This is a genomic window from Runella zeae DSM 19591 (assembly GCF_000423565.1).
GTDB classification, from domain to species: domain Bacteria; phylum Bacteroidota; class Bacteroidia; order Cytophagales; family Spirosomataceae; genus Runella; species Runella zeae.
The window spans coordinates 114,727-130,746 of sequence record NZ_AUIF01000011.1; the positions used below are offsets into that span (position 1 = coordinate 114,727).

Consider the following 16,020-nt stretch of genomic DNA (forward strand, 5'->3'; position numbering starts at 1 on the left):
GTCTCTACCACATGCAACGTCTATACAGCATGCAATGTCTATACCACATGCAACGCAACGTCTATACCTCCAACGTGCGACGAATGCAGCCTTGATAGCTATTGCCAAAGAACTAACAACAACAAGCTCCACGGATTTGAGTATTTTGTAACTACTATGAGACAACAATAGGATGCCAAAACAACAACATCTCGGTAAAAGTGATTTACTTTTTGGATTATTTGCAGTTGAAAAAGAATAAGCCATAAATTTTTGGGTCACTCCTGTGACAGCGACCAAACACCTACACAACGGCAGAAGCAAACAAATGCTTCTGTTTTTTTGTGGTGGTTCCCTAGCGAAACACACCTCTTTTTATACCTGATTTTGCCTAAATTTTTTTACTTTAGGACATCTTTTGCTGTGCTTATGGAAAACCATCTACAAACCTTCGTCGATAGCACTGTTTCTTTCAATATGGTAGCAATTGGGAGGAATAGGAAAGATAAGCCCTTTAAAATGAGTAAGACATATCGGGTTGGATTGAGCGATTTTTGGATAGGCGAGTATCCCGTAACACAAGCTTTGTGGGCCTATGTAATGAGCGATACCGACCTAGCCGACCCTTCCTATTTTAAAGGAGCTAGTCAGCCTGTAGAGCAAGTTTCATGGAGAGATATTGACCGATTGTTTTTGCCAAGACTTAATGATAAAACAAAGAATAATCGGCCTGAGGGCACCTATTACCGTTTGCCTACGGAAGCCGAGTGGGAATACGCCGCACGAGGTGGGAGATATGAGTGGCAAAATCCAACTGCCTACGCAGGAAGTAATCATTTGGAAGAAGTGGGCTGGTACCTTGAAAATAGCCATGGACAAACGCAAACGGTAGGTCTGAAAAAACCTAATCGCTTGGGCATCTATGATATGAGTGGGAATGTTTGGGAATGGTGTAGTGATTGGTATGATACTTATCCAGACCTAGGTAAAGATATCACACTCAACCCTACAGGCCCTACCAACGGTTGGTATCGTGTGGTTCGGGGTGGGTGTTGGAACTATCCAGCAATCGGATGCCGCTCAGCAGTCCGTAGCAACGACACGCCTGAGAATCGCAGCAATAATGTGGGATGTCGGTTGGTTCTTTCTGTTCCTCCGATTCAGTAGGGGAAAAATCCAGTTGAGCAAAGGTTGGCTTATTACCGCCTTTTACAAAAAACGACTCCGCCAAAACCCCTTCCCGTAGCGATAATAAAGGGCGCCATACGGATCTAAAAATCACGAGACAAGCAGTATATTAGTTGTTATTTATCCTATCCGCATGGAAAACCATCTACAAACCTTCTCCGACACCTCTCTTTCCTTTACCATGATTGCGGTAGAAGGCAATCTCCACCGAGATCCTTTTAAAATGACCGATAACTACCGCGTACGATTGAGTGATTTTTGGATAGGAGAATACCTTGTTACGCAAGCTTTGTGGGCCTATGTGATGAAAGACACCCCAAAAACAGAACCTTCGCATTTTAAAGGAGCCAATAAACCCGTGGAGAAAGTATCGTGGCAAGACATCGTTGCTGAATTTTTGCCTCGATTGAATGCTTTAACCAACGCAAGCCGCCCTGCCAATACAACGTACCGCTTGCCTACTGAAGCTGAGTGGCAATATGCCGCACGAGGTGGGGTATATGGGTGGCAATATCCTTTTGAATACGCGGGCAGCAATAAATTAGAAGAAGTAGGTTGGTATGATGAGAATAGCTACCAAGAAACCAAGGATGTCGGATTGAAAACGCCTAATTTATTGGGATTATACGACATGAGCGGCAATGTGTGGGAGTGGTGTAGTGATTGGTACGGTTCTTATCCCGATCCTAATAAAAGCATAGCCGTTAATCCTACAGGCACTGCTATGGGTATGTCTCACGTGGTTCGCGGTGGCGGCTGGCACGGCTACGCGCAGTACTGCCGCTCCACGTTCCGCAACGGCCACGCGCCCGAGATTCACCTCAATAACCTCGGCTTTCGGTTGGTTCTTTCTTCTTCAGTTCAGTAGAAAAATCCCGTGAGCAAAAAAGAAGAGCGAATTGGCAAACTTTGCCAAAACTAACCCAACGAAGTAAGCAACGATTTATAAAAAAAATGCGATATTTGGACGAGGCGTACCACCATACAGCCAAAGGGTTTAGGTCAAACATCATAGGGAACGAACCGCAACAATAACCTCGGCTTTCGGTTGGTTCTTTCTTCTTCAGCTCACGGGATTGTCGGACGACAACCACTGAACAGATGTTTGTCCGGTTCCTCTTTGGGGACAAAAACGTTCTGAGTGCCTCAGAACCCCAGCAGCAGTGTGAGTAGCCCAGACCGAAAGCTCTGCTGCTATTTTTAAGTAGACTTTAACGTTATTCTCTATGCAACCCTTTTCTGAATTTGAACAAACCCCCATGACATTTACTATGATATATGTAGAAGGGGGCGTATTTGAAATGGGGAGTAACGATAAAGAGGCTTATGATAATGAAAAGCCTGTACATACAGTGCAGGTCAATAGCTTCTGGATGGGGCAATTTCCCGTAACACAACGACTGTGGAATGTGGTTATGAGTGGTCCCGATTGGGTTAACCCTGCTTATTTTAAGGGGGATAACCGTCCCATAGAAATCGTAGATTATCCCACCATCGTAACAAGGTTTTTGCCAAGGCTTAATGCATTAACAAAACGCTCTTATCGCTTGCCCACCGAAGCCGAATGGGAATATGCCGCACGAGGTGGGGTGTATGGGGAGAAGTACCCTTTTATCTACGCAGGCAGTAACAAATTAGAAGAAGTAGGTTGGTATTTTGGGAATAGCTACCGAGAAACCAAGGATATCGGATTGAAAACGCCAAATTTATTGGGTTTGTACGATATGTCCGGCAATTTGTGTGAATGGTGCAGTGATTGGTATGCGGCCTATAGCCCCGCAACAGGCCGTGCTGTAGATAATCCTAGTGGCTCTGCTACAGGTACGGACCGCGTGATTCGCGGCGGCAGTTGGGACCACAGCGCGCTGCGCTACCGCTCCACGATCCGCTACTTCGACCCGCCCGAGTACCGCTACTTTAACCTCGGCTTTCGGTTGGTTCTTTCTTCTTCAGTTCAGTAGGAAAATCCCGTGAGCAAAAAGAAGAGCGAAATGAAGCGATAACCACCCGCTTCGCGGGTCGACTATAAATTTTGCCTAAACACTTTTATGTCTACGTTAAACAACCTCACCAAAACCCTTACGCAACAAGTTGACGATGGCCCTATCAGTGCTGTCCGTTTGGTAAAAGGCTATGACAATAGCTATGCCCTCAACGCCGCAGGCCAAGTCACGGCCTTGAGTATCGGCAATAGTTCACTCAAAAAACTGGTGTTGGGTACAGAGGCACAGGCGCTGGAGTACCTCTACCTCAGTGGCAGCGAATCACTCAAAGAGGTTGTTTTTGAAGTACCTTTGCCCCACCTTACGCATTTGTATTTAAACAATTGCGCCATTAAGGACATAACAATTCCGAAGGGTTTTCGGTCATTGCAGCAGGTTTATTTGCAAAAAAATGGCCTAACAGAGTTGGTTTTTGAGGGAGATTGTCCGGCCTTGGTGTTGCTAGATGTGAGCGAAAATCAATTGAAAGGACTAAGTTTTCATAGCGGGTTTCGCGCATTAAAGTATATATATGCAACAAACAATGTCTTGCAAAAAATCACCTTCAATCGCTCTATGCGTTTGCTCAATACGCTTCATTTAGCCAAAAATCAACTGACTGAGTTAGCGCCGTTTTTGAGCGAGATAGAAACGATGGAAACATTATACTTACAAGGAAATCAATTGCTCAGAATTGACCGTGAAATATGGGATAGAGACCTTAATTGTTGGGATACCATGAAAGGCTATCTAACGTCACTCAACAAGGGGAATATCATTCGCGAATACCTACATGAGGCCAAAATGATACTGATAGGCAATGGAGAAGTCGGCAAAACCTCCATTCGACTCAAACTGCTAGATATCAATGCTCCACTGCCCGACAAAAAAGACAGAACGCCCGGTTTGGACATTGTTCCTTATACGATTGCAAACTTGTCAAGTGCCCAAACGGGTTTGCCAGCATCAACGTCCTTTACGTTTAACATTTGGGATTTTGGCGGGCAGGGCAAATATCGGGAAATTCAGCAGCTTTTTTGCAGTCGAAAGTCGCTGTACCTCTACGTCACTGCATACGACGATACAGCAGATTATAATGAATTATATGTAGGATATGAATATTGGTTGGCGATGGCCAATGCCTACAACAACGACAGTGGTCAACACAGTCCAGTCATTTATGTTCAAAACAAAAACGATATGGGCGAGAAGCCTATCAATGAGGAAGAAGTTAAACATAAATTTGGGAATGTAGGCGCTTTCATCAAAATAAGTTGCGTGGATAAGGAGCAATTTACGGCACTTCCCAAGCTGATTGTAAAGAGTATTTCCAAAATAAGCGAAGATATCTTCACGGTGCAATACAACTCGGAATGGCTTGGAGTCAAGGAAGATTTGAACGAACTCAAAAACCAAGGTACTAATTACATCAGCAAAGAAGAGTTTATAACGATCTGCACAGAAAGGGGACTGAGTGAGGATGAAATCAGGGCATGGTTGACGGTGCTGGATCGCATCGGTGCGGTCATCTATTTTGGAGACAATGAAAAGCTTAAAGATTGGATCGTTCTGAATCCTATTTGGGTCAAAGATGCCATTTGTAAAGTGATTGATTTTGAGTTTTATGACGATATTGCTACGCTTAAACCCTCATTTTTACCCAAAATCTGGGAGGAATACAGTGAGAGCGAGCGTGAGAAACTCCTGCAACTACTGATTTCCTATCATTTTTGTTATAAAGAAGAAGAAAGTTTTATTGTACCTGCCTTATTTACCGAAAACCAGCCCAAGTACCCAGAACACCTTTCATCCTTTGATTGTGAGATAAAACTCAAGTATGTATCATTTTTACCGGCTGGTACCCTGCATAAATTCATGGTTAAACTACACGATAAGATTTATAATGAACTGCGCTGGAAAAAAGGAGTAGTGCTTCAAGATGGCGCTACTAATACATATGCCGAAGTCACTGAACGCTGGAAAGAACATAGTATCTATATTCGATTGAAAGATAAAAAAGGGCAACATCCGCTTTGGCAAGAGATACAGAAAACTTTACAGGAGTTAAATGAAGAACTCAAAACCACCAAACTCATGCAGTTGGATTTTGAGGTGTATTGTTTTTATAATAACAAATGGAAAGCAAAACCGGATATCGAAGATTTATGTGAATTGGATAGTACGAATATTTTTAAATTTATGTTTGGCTTATCAAGTCCCGTAAAGGAGTACATATCACAAAAACCAACACCTCTACTAGGCAAAGCTAAATTAAGCATCATATTTCTAACAGCGGATCCTGAAAACAAAAACCCTATAGGAGCCTCCGTTCAAAAACAAAGAATTGAAAATACTATAAGTGATGCATTTGAGTTTTATAACAATTTAGAGACAAAATACAATGAAATTGGTTCAAATACAGTAGGGAAAGACATCGTCCATATAACGGTTCATGGGATTCCTGACCAGTTATTTTTTGTTCACGATAAGCATACAGACCAATCTAATCCTGTCCAATCAGATTACTTATGCAAACAACTTGAAAAAACGAAACAAGTAAAAAAGCTGATTGTATTAATAGCGTGTAATTCAGAAACTACTGCTAAAAAGATTGTAGATGGAGGACTTACAAAATATGCCATAGGAACTACTATTGATATAAGTTCAAAAGCCGCGATTGATTTTTCAGAAAAGTTTTACGATCTTTTAAAAAACTCTCCCCTGCAAATAGAATCAGTATTCGAAGAGACTTGTTATGAGCTAAATCAAGATAAATATAGAGCAAAACTCGATGATGGAGAGTTTTATGATTATAGTAAAGTATTCAAAATTTTCAAAAAAACCACTTAAAATCATGGAATGTAATGACCCGTTTGTAGTAGCATTGAAGGATAAAGGATATAGCCTTGTCGCCTATCCTAAGACGTCTATCAGACCTTTGCATATTTATGAGCATACTATTAAAAATGCTTTTAAAAGAATATGGATTCAATCGGAAGCACAACCAACAAGTGGTTTTATAAAGTCGCTATTTTCTGATAAGATTCATGGCGCAATTGGCTTAAGTGATGGGCAAGGCATAGATATAGATTTACGAAAAACGAATAGTTTGTCTTCAGCCGTTGCCGCTAAGATACTGGAAAGCTATTTTCAAGATTCAGCACCAAGTTTTGACTTAGCTTTTGAAAACAGTAGTTCCGTTATTTTTCATATAGAAGAAATTATAACTACGGATGCGGATGAAATAAGCTTAAGAAATTGGCTTAATGACAATCAAAATGAGTTGAGGGAAATTTATAAAGAAGAAATAAAAAAAGGGAATTTCTTTGTGGCTACGTCTTTACTAAGAGCTAAGAAAATGCGAATGCAATTTGAGAGAAAGAACAAAGGCGAGTTAGGAGTTGATGTGAGTAAAATCAAGAATTTACCTGTTGATGCAAAATTAGAATCAAAGATAGAGGGTTCAACCTATGATAGGTTGGTATTTGAAACTCCTGATGAAGGGATTGTCTTTGGGGTCAAATTAGTTCGACTTTTTTTTAGCGATAATGGTATTCTTACAATTGATAAAAAACAAGACTTTAACCGAGTTTTAGGAGAAAATATGGCATTAAATCTTTTTACCGAAATACAGGATGCAGGATTTATTGAAGTTACTTAAACCACCTTCTTTCTCATCCTTAACCCCAATTGTCGGGATAACCTAGTTTTTTGCCGATAAAAACAGATGGCCGTCGCCTTTTAGTAGATATTTCAGACAACGAAAAGACATCTTCATCCCCCCTTAAACTCGTCATTATCAATACTCACTCTTCCTACTTCAAGCCCAAACGGGGCGTTGGCATGAACGATTATATCCGAATCATTCTTATCATGACAAGCTCAATTGTTTTGAATATTTCTTAACACCTTAAGCGAACGTCCAAAACTGGAGACTCAATGTCACCCTCTAAGCCACCCAAAACAACAACATTTCGGTAAAAGTGATTTACTTTTTGGATTATTTGCAGTTGAAGCGAAAAAATCGTTAGCCTCAATGAGATTTGATTCAGTCCACTCATAATCAGATATTTACCAATGGTAAAATTGTGGACAAGTGTTTAATATCAAAGAACTATATTTGATTAAACAAAATCCACAAACAAAATGACAGCTGCCTTAATTATTTCAGGAATCATATTGCTTTGGTACGTTGCCAGAGAAAGTCAAAAAAGTAATCCGAACTGGGCACGGGCGTTAAACTCAACGTTTTTTTGGCCACTCCCTGTACTTTTCAAGGTATTCTCCGAAAAGAAAAAATAAGCCTAAACCCCAAGAAAAATAAGGCGTTAAGTGCTTTTAAAGAAAACACTCTTTTCTTTAAAAATATGAATAAATCGCGTAGCATTTTATGGCTTATCGCTCTAATCGGTTTTATTAATTTTCCTTCAATGGCCCAAACGGGGCTTTGGATGAAGTATGAAAAGACATTTGAAAGCACTAAAACTTACGAAAATCCACTCTATAACCTAGCCCGTTTTAAAGTGCAATTTCAATCTCCTTCTGGAAGATTAAAAACGGTGAATGGCTTTTGGGATGGGCAAAAAACGTGGCGCGTGCGGTTTATGCCTGACGAAATCGGGCAATGGTCTTTTGTGTCTTTTTGCTCCGATACCCTCAACAGCGGCCTCCATGCCATCAAAGGTACTTTTGAGTGCGTAAGCCACCAAAATCAGCATGACATTTATACCAAAGGAAATATAGTTCACCCCAAAGGCTCTTATTATCTTACTCATGCTGATGGGAGTCCTTTCTTTTATACAGCTTGTACGGCTTGGAACGGAACGCTCAAATCCACGCCGCAAGAATGGGAAACCTACTTAAAAGACCGCGCCAAAAATCACTACAATGTCATTCAGTTTACGACCACTCAGTGGCGCGGTGGCGATAAAAATAGCGAAGGGAACATTGCTTTTGAAGGCAGTGGACGCATCACGATAAACCTTACCTTTTTCCAGCACCTGGACAAAAAAATAGACGAAATCAATCGGTATGGCTTAGTGGCCGCCCCCGTCTTGCTGTGGGCATTGCCAGTATCGACGGGGAGAGAATTGAGTCCTGGCTATTATTTGCCCGAAGCAGAGGCTATTTTGCTCGCCAATTATATGGTCGCTCGTTATGGCGGAAATCAGGTAATTTGGATTTTGGGAGGTGATGGTAAGTACATTGGCGAATACGAACAACGCTGGAAGACGATTGGACGAGGAGTGTTTGGGGCTGAACACCCGGGAGTAGTTGCATTGCATTCACAAGGTCAATCTTGGATAGGAAAAGAATATGCCAGTGAAGATTGGCTCGACATAATAGGCTATCAGACAGGCCACAACAGCTCTGACAATACCATTCGGTGGATTACAAAAGGGCCTGTTGCTACTGACTGGAGCACATTACCGCCTAAAGTTTTTATTAATCTGGAACCGTGTTATGAGGATATTCAGCCTTCCGTACAAAGCAAACAAGTACGAAACGCCAGCTATTGGAGTGTATTCTCCACCCCTGTTGCGGGTATTGCTTATGGAGCAAATGGGATTTGGCCGTGGATTCGAACGGGTGAAAAAATTCTAAATCATGCACAGCCTGCTTCGCTTCGTTCGTGGGAGGAGAGTATCAAGTTTGCGGGGAGTATTCAAATCGGGCAACTTGGGAATTTTATGCAAAAATATGATTGGTGGCAACTAAAGCCTGCTCCTGAGTTGGTAGCTAATCAGCCAGCCCAAGCTGCGGGATATATTTCGGTACTACGCTCAGATGACCGCCAAACAGTGATGGCCTATGTGCCTACCCAAACCACCCTTCGTTTGTATAATCCAAGTCACCTTTCCTACCAAGGGCAATGGTACGACCCCGTAAATGATCAATTTTTGGAAGCCCAAATTACCTCTAAAGCGGGAATTCTTGAAGTATCCTCTCCCCAAAACAGCGATTTGATATTAATCTTAAAAAAGAAATAGGTGCTGTTAAAAATCTTTTTCGTTCATTCATCGGTCTGTTTTTGCTAGTCATCGATGCTAAGCTTCGATTGGTAGATTGGGCTTATTGGTGCTTTAAACGTTGTGATAAAATCGGCCTCTAACCATCGTAAACCAATTAATTACGACACATTTTAAAACAACAGCAACCATGAAAAAGACCATCTTAGCCATCGCCACTTTAGCCATTTTGAGCATCGCCAATGTCAACGCTCAGCGCAGTTCTTATCCAGTTCATTCGGCACCTCAGATCAACAACCCTCGTCTTGATAACAAGCTTGAAGAACTTAGCATCAATCATTTGGACAACATTGTCAAACTGAGCCGCAAACAAGAAAACGAAATCAAGAGAATCGAAAATCAATATGACCGTCTCTTGAAAGGACGCCGCCTTGGCAGTCGTGACATAGAGCGCCTGCAAAATGAAAAACAAAAAGATATTTGGTCAGTCTTGACTCCTGCACAGCGCGAACGTTTGGTAGCTTATCAACACTCACGCAAATTTGACCGTAATCCCTACCGCAGAGGATAGAAAAATAGCCTTGCTAAGTTTAAGTTGTTACTATTAAAAACTTAGCAAGCCTTATTCATAAATGCTACAAGCCACGAAAGCAAATAAACACAAAAACAGCTCCTTCGAGGAGCTGTTTTTGTATGAAAAAAGAGGAATAATTATTTAGTAGGCTTCTTAAAAACCGCCTCATCTATGGGAGTATTAACTGCGATTTTGTTGGTAGTAAAAGCCAAATTCCCCATTTGATTGCTCATTTCGAGCGTATGAGGGTACTTTACTCCTTCTACATCTTTGTAGTCCGAAAATTCAACTTCTGCATTTTGTCCCTGAGCTACCACGATTATTTTACTCACCAAAAAAGTGGTGGCATCTACATATTCATCGTGGCTTTGACCATCTTTACTAGTGACTTTTAAATGATATACGTCTTTTTTATTCAACTTTTCTGTGCCAACAAGCTCAATGGTGTTTCCTTTTTCTTTGTAGTTAACCAAAGCACCAAAGGGATCAAGTTGGCTAGCTTGTTGTTTTACCATTTCGGCAGGCATATCTTCTGGCTCGCCTGTACCTCCCATCATAGCAGGACGAATCATCCAGCCCGAGTTAATATCCGATACTTGGATCATAGAGTTTCCCATAACAGTCGATTCAGATCTCAGCACCTTACCCACTACCATAGTGGTTTTATTGGGAATTTCCATACTCTGTACCGAAAGTGTCCTTTCAATAATCAGCGTATTCACGCCTTTTAGTTTATCGGCGCCACCCAAAGCAGCTACGTGTTTATCCACAATCTCATCTACAGTTTGGGCATAAGCGCCTACTGATACAAAAGCAACAAAAGCTGCGGCCAAAAATTTGTTAGTTTTCATCATGTTTTAGTTATGGTTATTATATTTTTTTAGTGATTGATTATCAAGAAGATTTAGTTGCGTTGTGGTGCACCTCCTGTTGGAGCGCCGGTTCCACCTTGTCCACTGTTTTCAGATTTTACGTCATCATTATTGACCGAGCGTGCTTTCTTTTTCGGGGCGTCGGTGGTCATTTTTCCAATTTTGTAAGTGAATGTTAGACGTACACCTCGGTTGTAAAGAAACACATCACTGATTTGGCTAAATTGTGGTGAGGTAAGTTTGCTATGAATGTTGAATCGACGGTTAAAGAAGTTTTCTCCCGCCAACCCAAGGCTTCCTTTTTTGTTTTTGAAATCTTTCTTGATTCCGACTGTATAAAAGGCAAATCCGCCTTGCATTCCTTGTAACTGTACTTGATTGCCTTGCAAAAATCCAAAGGCTTGCGCTCCCCAGCCATTTTTGAAAGTAGCTTGCGAAAACATCCCACCACTCACGTTCATACCCGAGTTGGTAAATTCTTGTGAAACACCATTTTCACCCAAAGCTTGCCCCGTAAGTCTGCTATAGAAAATATTGGAGAAAATACCGATGTTGATTTTGGAAGTAACCGCGATGTTGGTAAATATATTAGCTCCATAGGCATGTTGACGACCAATGTTTTCGTAGGTTGTCACGATAGCACCAGCGAGTGTATCAGAAGGCTGACGTACTTGGGTGATGGCGTTGTTGGTAATACGTCCAAAAAACGTAGCGTTTACGAATGCTTTCTTGATGGTTCGGCTAAGTCCTAACTCAAAGTTATTGGTCAACTCCGGGCGAAGGGTAGGATTACCAATCGTGATATTTTGAGGGTTGGCGGCATTGAAGTTAGGGTTTAGCTGCTGAAGACCCGGCCGCTGAATACGGCGATTGTAGCCAAGCTTAAAAGTCGTTCCTTTAAAGGTTTTGGAGGCGTTGATACTCGGTACCAATACACCATAGTTGGCAATTCCTAATACGCCGTTTTCGCGGGTACTGGCATCAATAAAGGTATGCTCATATCTCAACCCACCTTTGAAAGTGTAGCGTTTTTTGGTAGTATAAGTATAAGAACTATAACCCGCTGCAATATTTTGGTGATAGAGCAATTCGCCCGATGGCTGACTTGCTTCTAACGTATAGTCTCCCGTAGCTCCTGCTCTCAAATAACGGTAGTTGCTATTGACCTCTCTAAAAATCCCTTTGGCCCCAAACTCAATCATTTGGTTTTTCTTGATAGGAGTTTGGTAATCAGTTTGTAACGTAAATTCCTGATTGACATTGCCGTTGAGGTTACGCTGCCGACTTGTCAACGCCCCTTCTCCATTCAGTAAGTTAGCATCAAAATTATTAGTGAGGTCGTTACGGCTGTAGAGGGTTGAGATACTCCACTCTTGCTGAGGCTTTTTGTAAGTATGCAAATAATCCACATTAATGTCTACCGTTCCTGAAAGGTTTTTAGCTTCCACGTCACGGCTAGAGGTAGCCATTGTTGCCCCATTTGTAATGAGTCGCGTAATAAGGTCTTGTTGGTTGATAAAATTCCGAACCCCATAACGAACCCCAGCGGTGAGGCTTTGGTTTTTTGCCAAATCATAGTCAAATCCCAAATTGTATTGTCCAAAAAGCATTCTGCTGCTACCGTCGCCTGTTTGTTGAGTGGTAGTCGTGATATTGTTGGCGGTGCTAGTTTGTTCAAGACTTGTTTTAGTAATCATATTGTAATTGGCACGTCCAAAACCGCCTAAAGTAAATCCAGCTTTTCCTTTACGATAGCTCCCATTGAGCGACAAAGACGACCCACGGTTTCCAACGCCTGCATCTACATTTAGATTAAGCCCTTGGAGACTGTTCTTTTTGGTAATGATATTGATAATTCCTCCTGAGCCTTCAGCGTCATATTTGGCCGAAGGGCTGGTGATTACCTCTACTGTTTTGATTTGGTCAGCAGGAATTTGCTTCAAAGCATCGGCTACGCTGCTAGCTATGATAGTGCTTGGTTTGTTGTTGATCAACACTCGAATATTCTGGCTCCCACGTAGCGACACATTTCCGTCCAAATCTACGGTAAGCAAAGGTACTTTACGAAGCACATCGGTAGCATCTCCACCTTTGGATGCAATATCTTTTTCGGCATTGTAAACAAGTCTATCTACTTTTTCTTCGATAAGTGCGGCTTGCCCCGTTACCACTACTTCATTGAGCGTATGCACATTAGGGGTAAGTTTAATAACTCCTAACTCAAGGTCTTGTCCTTTTGCCAAAGAGATATTATCGACGGTTTTGTTTTGATAACCCAAAAACGAAATCAGCAGTTTGTATTCTCCTGCCATGATTTTGTTGAGTACAAACTTCCCTTTTTCATCCGCCACGGTACCATCCACCGCTTTTCCGGTAGTTTTATTGTAAAGGGCTACACTGGCAAACTCGACGGCTTTGGTGGCAGCCGAATCAATCACAAATCCTGTAATTTTTGAATTTCCTTTGGGCGTTTGGTCAGTGGCTGTACCCGGGATAGGTTTTGAGGCTGGTGCTCCACCAACTGGAAATTGCGCGGAGACTGAACCAATCGTGAAGAATGTAATGGCGAGAAGTAAAGTTTTTTTCATGGTCTTGATTTTAACAACACAAAGTTGTCGAGTCATCAAGCAGTCTGAAAGAGAAATAGGATAAACTCCCTAATCTGACGGATGGAGATGGGTTTTTGGATGATAGAATTTAAGGAACTTTACTAAACTTATATGTTTATGGTTTTATTTTTTCTATTCACAAACAGAAGTCACACAGCAGATAGAAGAGCGCAAGAACTAACATATTAAGATATACTACATTGATGCAAAAGTTCACAATTTGTCACCAAAAGCTATATCAGTTAAGATTTGACTTCTCCGAAGTCTTGGGTGTGAAGCTAAAAATCTCATGCTACAAAGGTGGAGCTTCTGCGAAGCTATTCTTCCACCACAGTAGTCTTGTATTCTGCCTCAGAGAGGCGCAACGTTTGTAGCTTATAAGCCTACAAAAAATGACTTCGGAGAAGTCAAACATTAACTCGAAAGAAAATCAAAGGACGTTGATAAAAAGATAGCTACAATAACTACCTAAATAAACAAAAAAAACCTCTGTTTATACTTGAGAGTTTAGGCCTACTCAAATACAAATCAGAAGGTTTTTGAAGAATCATCTAAATTTATGATGATTCATAGTGGTGGGGAATCTACTTAATTCACCTCTTTGAGCAATCCTCTACGGCGCAAAAGAGGCTTAATATCAGGCTCGGCACCTCTAAACTTTCGATAGAGAGTCATAGGCTCGTCGGTGCCGCCACGCTCCAGTACATTTTTACGGAAAGATTGGGCCGAATTTTGGTCAAAAAGTCCTTTTTCCTTAAATACCTCAAAGGCGTCGGCATCCAATACCGCCGACCAAATATAACTATAGTACCCTGCCGAATACCCTCCTGCAAAAATGTGCTGGAAGTAAGTAGTACGATAACGAGGCGGAATCTGCGAAATCAAGCCTATTTTGTCCATTGATGCTTTTTCAAAAGCAAGTACGTCGGTGGGTGTTTGACCAGGTTTCAGGGTATGATAGCTCATATCCAACAACGACGCTGCTAAATACTCACTCGTCGCAAAACCCTGATTGAAAAGGCTGCTTTTTTTCATTTTTTCAATCAATGCGTCAGGAATCACTTCACCTGTTTGATAATGTTTGGCATATAGCTTTAGCATTTCAGGCTCTGTTGACCAGTTTTCCATGATTTGCGAGGGTAACTCCACAAAATCACGCGGTACAGAGGTACCCGCTAGACTTCCATAATTCACATTGGACAGTAATCCATGCAACGCATGACCAAATTCATGGAAAAAGGTACGGGTTTCATCTAAGCTTAATAAAGCAGGGGCATTGCCGGCTGGACGGGAAAAATTACAAACAATCGATACAACAGGAGCTACTCGTTTGCCATTTTCCATTTTTTGCTCCCGATAGCTTGTCATCCACGCTCCTCCGCGCTTACTGGCACGCGGATGAAAATCCATGTACATCACCCCTAGGTGCTGCCCATTGGCTTCTTTTACTTCATAGGCTGTTGCTTCTTCGTGATACACCGGAATATCAGTACGAGGCTCAAAGCTCAAACCATAAAGTTTTTTACAGAGTGTAAAGATACCCTGACGGACATTGTCCAATGAAAAATAAGGGCGAAGTTCCTCCTCATCGAGGTCATATTTCTGTTTGCGCAGTTTTTCCGCATAATATCTCCAATCCCAGCTTTCTAGTTTTTCGTTTTTGCCTTCTTTGTCCATCAATGCTTGTAGCTCTGCTGCCTCTTGCTGGGTCACAGGTACCGTAGCCGTCCAAAGTTGATTCAACAATTCTTGTACTTTGGCGGGCGTTTTGGCCATGCTTTCTTCAAGAACATAGGCAGCGTGATTTTCGTAGCCCAACAAAGCCGCCTTTTCTGCACGCAAAGCGACGATTTTAGACATAATGTTTTTGTTGTCAAACGCGTCGTTATGATTGCCTCTTTCAAGATATGCCTTGAAGATTTGCTCACGCAACGAACGGTTGTCGGCATATTGTAGAAAAGGCATGATACTGGGGTTTTGTAAAGTAAAAACCCATTTGCCTTCCATTTTGCGTTTTTTGGCGTCATCAGCTGCCGCCGCAATCAGCGATGAAGGCAGACCGCTTAGGTCTTCTTTTTTGTCAACAATGAGGGTATAATTGTTGTTTTCGGCCAAGAGGTTTTGACCAAATTTCAAGGTCAACAATGATACCTCCTCGTTGATTTTGCGCAAGCGTTCTTGTTTTTCAGCCGCCAATGCCGCGCCACTTCTCACAAATCCTTTGTAGGTTTTTTCGAGCAATTTTATCTGCTCTTCTGTCAATTTCAACTGAGCACGTTGGTCATAAACGGCCTTTACTCGTTCAAACAGCACTTTGTTCAACTGAATATCGTCACGATGTTTGGAAATTTTGGGTGACAATATTTGTGCAATTTTCTGCAAGGTTTCGTTGGTATTGGCACTGTTGTAATTAAAAAACACAGTTCCAACACGATCCAACAAATCACCACTGTTTTCTAAAGCCACAATGGTATTCGCAAAAGTTGGCTTTGATTTTTGAGCAGTAATTGCCGCAATTTCGGCGGCTTGCTGTTTCATTCCTTCCGTAAAAGCTGGCTCAAAATGCTCAGCTTTAATATCTGCAAAAGGCGGAACTCCAAAAGGAGTGGTGTAAGCTTTAAAAAAAGGGTTTTGCGCCATTATAACCATTGAAACACAAAAGGTTAGAAACACTCCAAGTAGTGTAATATGAATTGTTTTTTTCATTGTACAAATGTTAATGAAGTTTTTAAATGTTAGGCCAAAGGTAGTAGCACTCTACCAAATTTACAATTCAGGCTATTGCGGCATTTATAAAAGAGCATTTAGGCAAGAATTCTCTAACACCCATAGAACCAAAAAACAGTA

General features: G+C 41.6%; 11 protein-coding genes. 8 read left to right on the plus strand and 3 right to left on the minus strand.

The annotated features are described in order from the left end of the window. The first annotated feature begins 498 nt into the window (after positions 1-498). The 8 genes from G563_RS33660 to G563_RS0104045 all read left to right on the plus strand — a co-directional run bounded on the left by G563_RS33660 (position 499) and on the right by G563_RS0104045 (position 9,689). A complete protein-coding gene (locus G563_RS33660) occupies positions 499-1,146 on the plus strand; it encodes a formylglycine-generating enzyme family protein (RefSeq protein WP_229598441.1) in 648 nt (215 codons plus the stop codon). Positions 1,147-1,300: 154 nt separating this feature from the next. Continuing rightward, a complete protein-coding gene (locus G563_RS33665) occupies positions 1,301-2,035 on the plus strand; it encodes a formylglycine-generating enzyme family protein (protein ID WP_084650753.1) in 735 nt (244 codons plus the stop codon). Between the two features lie 358 nt (positions 2,036-2,393). After that, positions 2,394-3,128: a formylglycine-generating enzyme family protein gene (locus tag G563_RS33670; RefSeq protein ID WP_051210748.1), complete on the plus strand. Its 735-nt coding sequence runs from the start codon at positions 2,394-2,396 to the stop codon at positions 3,126-3,128. Positions 3,129-3,215: 87 nt separating this feature from the next. Then, positions 3,216-5,999 (plus strand): Roc-COR-CHAT protease, encoded by a 2,784-nt coding sequence (locus tag G563_RS0104030; RefSeq protein ID WP_028664176.1) that lies wholly within the window; start codon positions 3,216-3,218, stop codon positions 5,997-5,999. Between the two features lie 4 nt (positions 6,000-6,003). Further along, positions 6,004-6,810, plus strand: a complete 807-nt coding sequence (locus G563_RS0104035; protein WP_157585058.1) for a gasdermin — start codon at positions 6,004-6,006, stop codon at positions 6,808-6,810. Between the two features lie 50 nt (positions 6,811-6,860). Beyond that, positions 6,861-7,055, plus strand: coding sequence for a hypothetical protein (locus G563_RS37890; RefSeq protein WP_157585060.1), 195 nt, complete (start codon positions 6,861-6,863; stop codon positions 7,053-7,055). A 461-nt stretch (positions 7,056-7,516) separates the two neighbouring features. After that, positions 7,517-9,139: a glycoside hydrolase family 140 protein gene (locus tag G563_RS0104040; protein WP_229598442.1), complete on the plus strand. Its 1,623-nt coding sequence runs from the start codon at positions 7,517-7,519 to the stop codon at positions 9,137-9,139. 169 nt (positions 9,140-9,308) lie between these two features. Then, on the plus strand, positions 9,309-9,689 hold the full coding sequence (locus tag G563_RS0104045; protein ID WP_028664179.1) for a hypothetical protein: 381 nt from the start codon (positions 9,309-9,311) through the stop codon (positions 9,687-9,689). Between the two features lie 140 nt (positions 9,690-9,829). Here G563_RS0104045 and G563_RS0104050 read toward each other — a convergent pair whose 3' ends face one another. The 3 genes from G563_RS0104050 to G563_RS0104060 form a co-directional block, all read right to left on the minus strand. Next, positions 9,830-10,546, minus strand: coding sequence for an outer membrane lipoprotein-sorting protein (locus G563_RS0104050; protein WP_229598443.1), 717 nt, complete (start codon positions 10,544-10,546; stop codon positions 9,830-9,832). A 50-nt stretch (positions 10,547-10,596) separates the two neighbouring features. Continuing rightward, positions 10,597-13,152: a TonB-dependent receptor gene (locus tag G563_RS0104055; protein WP_028664181.1), complete on the minus strand. Its 2,556-nt coding sequence runs from the start codon at positions 13,150-13,152 to the stop codon at positions 10,597-10,599. A gap of 609 nt (positions 13,153-13,761) precedes the next feature. Continuing rightward, complete coding sequence (locus G563_RS0104060; protein WP_028664182.1) at positions 13,762-15,879, minus strand: M3 family metallopeptidase; 2,118 nt, start codon at positions 15,877-15,879, stop codon at positions 13,762-13,764. Positions 15,880-16,020 lie beyond the last annotated feature (141 nt).

Excerpts from the sequence above, each read along its gene's own strand:
- G563_RS0104050 (WP_229598443.1), bottom strand. The coding sequence starts at position 10,546 with ATGATGAAAACTAACAAATTTTTGGCCGCAGCTTTTGTTGCTTTTGTA.
- G563_RS33660 (WP_229598441.1), top strand. The coding sequence starts at position 499 with ATGAGTAAGACATATCGGGTTGGATTGAGCGATTTTTGGATAGGCGAG.
- G563_RS0104030 (WP_028664176.1), top strand. The coding sequence starts at position 3,216 with ATGTCTACGTTAAACAACCTCACCAAAACCCTTACGCAACAAGTTGAC.
- G563_RS33670 (WP_051210748.1), top strand. The coding sequence starts at position 2,394 with ATGCAACCCTTTTCTGAATTTGAACAAACCCCCATGACATTTACTATG.
- G563_RS33665 (WP_084650753.1), top strand. The coding sequence starts at position 1,301 with ATGGAAAACCATCTACAAACCTTCTCCGACACCTCTCTTTCCTTTACC.
- G563_RS0104035 (WP_157585058.1), top strand. The coding sequence starts at position 6,004 with ATGGAATGTAATGACCCGTTTGTAGTAGCATTGAAGGATAAAGGATAT.
- G563_RS0104040 (WP_229598442.1), top strand. The coding sequence starts at position 7,517 with ATGAATAAATCGCGTAGCATTTTATGGCTTATCGCTCTAATCGGTTTT.
- G563_RS0104045 (WP_028664179.1), top strand. The coding sequence starts at position 9,309 with ATGAAAAAGACCATCTTAGCCATCGCCACTTTAGCCATTTTGAGCATC.
- G563_RS0104060 (WP_028664182.1), bottom strand. The coding sequence starts at position 15,879 with ATGAAAAAAACAATTCATATTACACTACTTGGAGTGTTTCTAACCTTT.
- G563_RS0104055 (WP_028664181.1), bottom strand. The coding sequence starts at position 13,152 with ATGAAAAAAACTTTACTTCTCGCCATTACATTCTTCACGATTGGTTCA.